General features: G+C 66.2%; 6 protein-coding genes. 5 read left to right on the top strand and 1 reads right to left on the bottom strand.

What is annotated here, in order from left to right; translation table 11 throughout:
• The 5 genes from DYI24_RS20280 to DYI24_RS20260 all read left to right on the top strand — a co-directional run.
• On the top strand, positions 1 to 256 hold a 256-nt coding region (locus DYI24_RS20280; protein ID WP_164573594.1), incomplete at its 5' end, for an HD domain-containing protein.
• The gene (locus DYI24_RS20275) at positions 256 to 756 is read left to right on the top strand and encodes a hypothetical protein (protein WP_164573593.1); all 501 of its coding nucleotides are present in this window, start codon (positions 256 to 258) and stop codon (positions 754 to 756) included. The genes DYI24_RS20280 and DYI24_RS20275, both read left to right, overlap by 1 nt.
• Positions 753 to 1,532 carry a phosphatase PAP2 family protein gene (locus tag DYI24_RS20270; RefSeq protein WP_164573592.1) on the top strand — a complete coding sequence of 260 codons (780 nt, stop codon included), beginning with the start codon at positions 753 to 755 and terminating at the stop codon, positions 1,530 to 1,532. The genes DYI24_RS20275 and DYI24_RS20270 overlap by 4 nt, the downstream gene beginning before the upstream one ends.
• A gap of 100 nt (positions 1,533 to 1,632) precedes the next feature.
• Positions 1,633 to 2,970: an argininosuccinate synthase gene (gene argG / locus DYI24_RS20265; protein WP_107353952.1), complete on the top strand. Its 1,338-nt coding sequence runs from the start codon at positions 1,633 to 1,635 to the stop codon at positions 2,968 to 2,970.
• 200 nt (positions 2,971 to 3,170) lie between these two features.
• Positions 3,171 to 4,928: an alkaline phosphatase gene (locus DYI24_RS20260; protein ID WP_164573591.1), complete on the top strand. Its 1,758-nt coding sequence runs from the start codon at positions 3,171 to 3,173 to the stop codon at positions 4,926 to 4,928.
• 15 nt (positions 4,929 to 4,943) lie between these two features.
• On the opposite strand, the gene DYI24_RS20255 is transcribed toward DYI24_RS20260, so the two are convergent.
• A partial coding sequence (locus DYI24_RS20255) for an EAL domain-containing protein (RefSeq protein ID WP_164573590.1) occupies positions 4,944 to 5,427 on the bottom strand: 484 nt, incomplete at its 5' end.

The following is a 5,427-nucleotide window of genomic DNA, read 5'->3' as shown; positions in this document are numbered from 1 at the left end:
GATTCTGGCTCTGTGGCACGACTACGAGACCGGAGCCTCGCCGGAAGGGCGGCTCGCCAAGGGGCTCGATAAGCTGGAAACCATCCTGCAGCACACGCAGGGGTTCAACCCGGCCGACTTCGACTACGCGTTCAATCTCGATTACGGCACCAAGCACACCGCGGTTCACCCGCTGATCGGTGCGATCCGCGCCGAACTCGACAACGACACAAGGGCGCGGATGACAGCTCAGCAAGCTTCCGGAGCACCCGACTAATGGCATTGCTCGGCCGCCTGTTCGTGATTGCGATCGGCTTTCTGTTCGCCTCGATCGCCGCCGGCCTGGTGGTGGTCGGGATGCTGCTGTTTCCGGAGCTCAGTCAGATCGCCGACGGACCGATCGACACCGATGCGCTGAACATCGTGATGGGCTTCGGCTTCATCTTCGTGTCCGGCTTTGCGCTGCTGCCGGCACTGGTGGTGGTGCTGATCACCGAGGCATTCTCGATCCGAAGCGCGCTGGCCTATGCGATCGGCGGCGCGCTGGTCGGGGTCGCATGCTATCTCGGCCTGGTGCCGTTCGATCCGGCGACCCTGCATTTCGACGGCATCATCCGCCGCCACCTCGAAATCATGACCGGGGCCGGCATCGTCGGCGGCATGGTGTATTGGCTGGTCGCCGGCCGCAACGCCGGTGCCTGGCGCGATCCGCCCCGCCGGCGCGCGCCCTTGCCGCCTTCCCAACCCGCACCGCCTCCGGTAAACCGCGCCCCATGAACCGCAACGGACTTCTCATCGCGCTGGCGCTGTTCGCCGGCATCGGGCTGACGTTCGGTCTGTTTCCGAGCCTCGACCTATGGCTGGCCGGCCTGTTCTACGACACGGCCGCCAAGACCTTCCCGATGCGCTCGATGCCGGATCTCGAATTCGCCCGCGATTTTGCGATGTGGATCGCCTGGGCGATCGCGGCGCCGTCGATCTTCGCGCTGGTCTACAAGATGATCCGCCCGGACCGGCCGCTGGTGATGCCGGGCCGCACGGTTGCGTTTCTGCTGATCAGCATCACGCTGTCGGCCGGCGTCCTCACCAACATGACCTTCAAGAGCCATTGGGGCCGGCCGCGGCCAGCCGCGGTGACCGAATTCAACGGTCCATGGCAGTTCAAGGCTTGGTGGGACAATTCCGGCGCCTGCCCGAAGAACTGCTCGTTCTTCTCCGGCGAGGGCGCCACCGCCTATTGGACCTTCGCGCCCGCGGCCTTGACCCCGCCGGCGGTGCGTCCTTACGCCTATGCGGCGGCCTTCACCTTCGGCACCGTCACCAGCGGCCTGCGGATGGCGTTCGGCGGGCATTTCTTCACGGACGTCGCAATCGCCGGCCTCGTCACCTTTCTGGTGATCTGGCTGCTTTACGCACTGATCTACCGCTGGGCCTGGAGCCGGACCTCGGACGAGGCGATCGACGCGGCGCTGACCCGGGCGTTCTGGCCGCTGTACCGGCTGCGGCTGAAGAAATGGCGCGGCCAGGACATCGGCCCGGCGCCGGCCGCCTGAGCCGCATCCGCAGCCCCGCCGCGATTAAACGCGTGCCGCTGGCCGCGAAGTTTGATATGCGCGCAGCAACCGCAACTGCTTCAACCGATTGGGACTTCCAATGACTACGATCTTGAAAAGCCTGCCCAAGGGCGAAAACGTCGGCATCGCTTTCTCAGGGGGTCTCGATACCAGCGCGGCGCTGCTGTGGATGAAGCAGAAGGGCGCCCGCGTGTTCGCCTATACGGCGAACCTCGGCCAGCCCGACGAGGCCGACTACGACGCGATCCCGCGCAAGGCGATGGAGTTCGGCGCCGAGAAGGCCCGCCTGGTCGATTGCCGCACCCAGCTGGTGCACGAGGGCATCGCGGCGATCCAGGCCGGCGCGTTCCACGTCTCGACCGGCGGCATCGCGTACTTCAACACCACCCCGCTCGGCCGCGCCGTGACCGGCACCATGCTGGTGTCGGCGATGAAGGAAGACGGCGTCAACATCTGGGGCGACGGTTCGACCTACAAGGGCAACGACATCGAGCGGTTCTACCGCTACGGCCTGCTGACCAACCCTGCGCTGCGGATCTACAAGCCCTGGCTCGACCAGCAGTTCATCGACGAACTCGGCGGCCGCGCCGAGATGTCGGCGTTCATGACCTCGCACGGCTTCGCCTACAAGATGAGCGCCGAGAAGGCGTATTCGACCGACAGCAACCTGCTCGGCGCCACCCACGAGGCCAAGGATCTCGAACACCTCGACAGCGGCATCAAGATCGTGAACCCGATCATGGGTGTGCCGTTCTGGCGCGACGATTGCGCGGTCAAGGCCGAGGCGGTCACGGTGCGGTTCGAGGAAGGCCAGCCGGTCGCTCTCAATGGCCAGACCTTCACTGATCCGGTCGCGATGTTCTACGAAGCCAATGCGATCGGCGGCCGCCATGGCCTCGGCATGAGCGACCAGATCGAAAACCGCATCATCGAAGCCAAGAGCCGCGGCATCTACGAAGCGCCCGGCATGGCGCTGCTGCACATCGCCTATGAACGGCTGGTCACCGGCATTCACAACGAAGACACCATCGAGCAGTACCGCATCAACGGCATGAAGCTCGGCCGGCTGCTGTATCAGGGCCGCTGGTTCGATTCGCAGGCGCTGATGCTGCGCGAGACCGCGCAGCGCTGGGTCGCCCGCGCCGTCACCGGCGAAGTGACGCTGGAGCTGCGCCGCGGCAACGACTACTCGATCCTCAACACCGTCAGCCCGAACCTGACCTATGCGCCGGAGCGGCTGAGCATGGAGAAGGTCGAGGACGCGCCGTTCACGCCGGCGGACCGCATCGGTCAGCTCACCATGCGCAACCTCGACATCACCGACACCCGCGCCAAGCTCGGCCTCTACGCCAAGACCGGCCTGCTGTCGTCCGGCGAAGGCACGCCGATTCCGCAGCTGGAGAACGACAAGGGGTAAGGACCTTTCACGGTCATTCCGGGGCGCTCACGGAAGTGAGCGAACCCGGAATCCCGAGGTTCGGGGCACCCGGCGGTCGGACGCAGAACAGGTCGGGATTCCGGGTTCGCGCTGCGCGCGCCCCGGAATGACGGCGCGGCGCGGCGTCATCCAGCCGTCATTTGCCGCTCATACGGTCCCGCGCATCAATCAGGACCGTGATGATGACCAGGCATGTTGTCGCGACGGCGTTTGCGTCGCTGATGTTCGTTTCGGCCGCTTCGGCCCAGACTATTTATCCGATCGACCGCGCCGAGATTCTGGCCGGCGCCAAGTTCGACCTCAAGGTCGAGTTCGGCGGCGAAGTCGCCGCGGACAAAGTTAGCCTCACCATCAATGGCGCTGACGCCGCGGCCGTTTTCGGCAAAGCCCCGGAGCTGATCGCGCAAGAGGCGGGACAACCCCGGTCGGCACTGCTGCTCCGCGACGTCACGCTGAACAAACCCGGTCGTTACAGCATCGAGGCCGGCGACGGCGCTACGCGCCGCAGCGTCAGCTGGACCGTGTACGACAGCGGGCCTCGGCGGGCCAAGAACGTGATCCTGTTTGTCGGCGACGGTCTGTCGCCGGCGCATCGGGTGGCGGCGCGACTGCTGTCGAAAGGCATTCAGGAGGGCCGCGCGGGCGGCAAGCTGGCGATCGACGACATGCCGCAGATGGCGCTGGTGTCGACCGCGGGCAGCGACTCGATCATCACCGACTCGGCCAATGCGGCCAGCGCCTATGCGACCGGCCACAAGGCCGCCGTCAACGCGATGGGGGTCTATGCGGACCGCACCCTTGACCCGCTCGACGATCCCAAGGTCGAAACGCTGGCGTCGCTTGCCAAGCGCAAGCTCGGGCTGTCGATCGGCATCGTCACCAACACCGAAGTGGAAGACGCGACGCCCGCGGCGGTGATCGCCCACACCCGCCGCCGCGCGGCCTATGACGACATCGTCGCGCAGTTCTACGCCGCCCAGCCCGACGTGCTGATGGGCGGCGGCGCGGCTTACTTCCTGCCGAAAGCCGCGAACGGCAAGCGCAAGGACGATATCGATTATCTGGCGAAATTCCGCGACGCCGGCTACGCGGTTGCCACCAACGCGACCGACCTCGACGCGGCGAGCAAGACCGACCCGCGAAAACTGCTCGGCCTGTTCGCGCCCGGCAACATGGACGGCGTGCTCGACCGCCGCTTCCTCAAAGGTGGCGGCGTCGCCAAGAACCCGGACCAGCCTGATCTGACCCAGCAGGTCGCGGTCGCGCTCGACGTGTTGTCGAAGAACGACGCAGGTTTCTTCCTGATGGTCGAATCCGGCCTGATCGACAAATACGCCCATGCACTCGACATGGAGCGTGCCGTCTATGACACCATCATGCTCGACAACGCGGTGCGCCAGACCCGCGACTGGGCCAAGGCCCGCGGCGACGACACGCTGATCCTGGTAGTGGCCGATCACAACCATCCCAACGCGCTGGTCGGTACCGTGCGCGACGATCTTGCCGAGGGCGACGAGGTGCCGCTGCGCGAGCGGATCGGCGTGTACGAGCGCGCCGGCTTTCCGAACTATCCGGCGCCCGATGCGGACGGCTATCCGGAGCGCGTCGATGTCAGCCGTCGCCTCGCAATCTTCTCCGCCAGCCTGCCGGATCACTACGAGACGCTGCGGCCGAAGCTCGACGGCCCGAACCAGCCGACCGAGGCGGGCGACAAGCCCGGCACCTTCAAGGCCAACGACAAGTACAAGGGCGTGCCCGGCGCAGTGCTGCGCATCGGCAATCTGCCGGCGATGATGAACGCCAGCGTGCACTCCGGCGAGGACGTGATCCTGACCGCCGCCGGCCCCGGCAGCGACCGCGTTCGCGGCTCGCTGGAAAACACCGACGTGTTCCGGGTGATGGCCGACGCGCTGGGCCTCGGCGCCGAGGCCAAGTAGCAGGCGGCGGGAGCTTTAAGCCACCCGCGCGTCCCCCATCGCAAACTCTGCACCGGCGGGAGCACCGCTCTGCTGCAGGTCGAGCAGCCCGGTGATTTCGGCGTTGGGACGGGCCTGGCTGAACAGGAATCCCTGCGCTTCCTGGCAGCCTTCGGCGCGCAGCCAGCTCAGCTCCGCCTCGCTTTCGACGCCCTCGGCCGTGATGGTGACGCCGAGACCGTTGCCGAGGCTGATGATCGAGCGCACGATCGCCTGGGATTCGCGATTGTCGCATAGCCCGCGGACGAACGACTGATCGATCTTGATCTTGTCGAACGGGAAGCTGCGCAAATAACTGAGCGACGAATAGCCGGTGCCGAAATCGTCCATCGAAATCCGCACCCCAAGGGCGCGCAGCGCATGCAGCGTCGCCAGCACCTGGCTGCTCTTTTCCAGCAGCAGCGTCTCGGTGATCTCGAGCTCCAGCCGGCGCGGCGGCAGGCCGGACTGCCTCAGCGCA

Origin of the sequence: Rhodopseudomonas sp. BR0C11 (genome assembly GCF_010820945.1) — a bacterium.
GTDB lineage: Bacteria > Pseudomonadota > Alphaproteobacteria > Rhizobiales > Xanthobacteraceae > Rhodopseudomonas > Rhodopseudomonas palustris_H.
The sequence above is the reverse complement of the archived record's forward strand: the minus strand, read 5'-3'. Positions and strand labels throughout refer to the sequence as shown.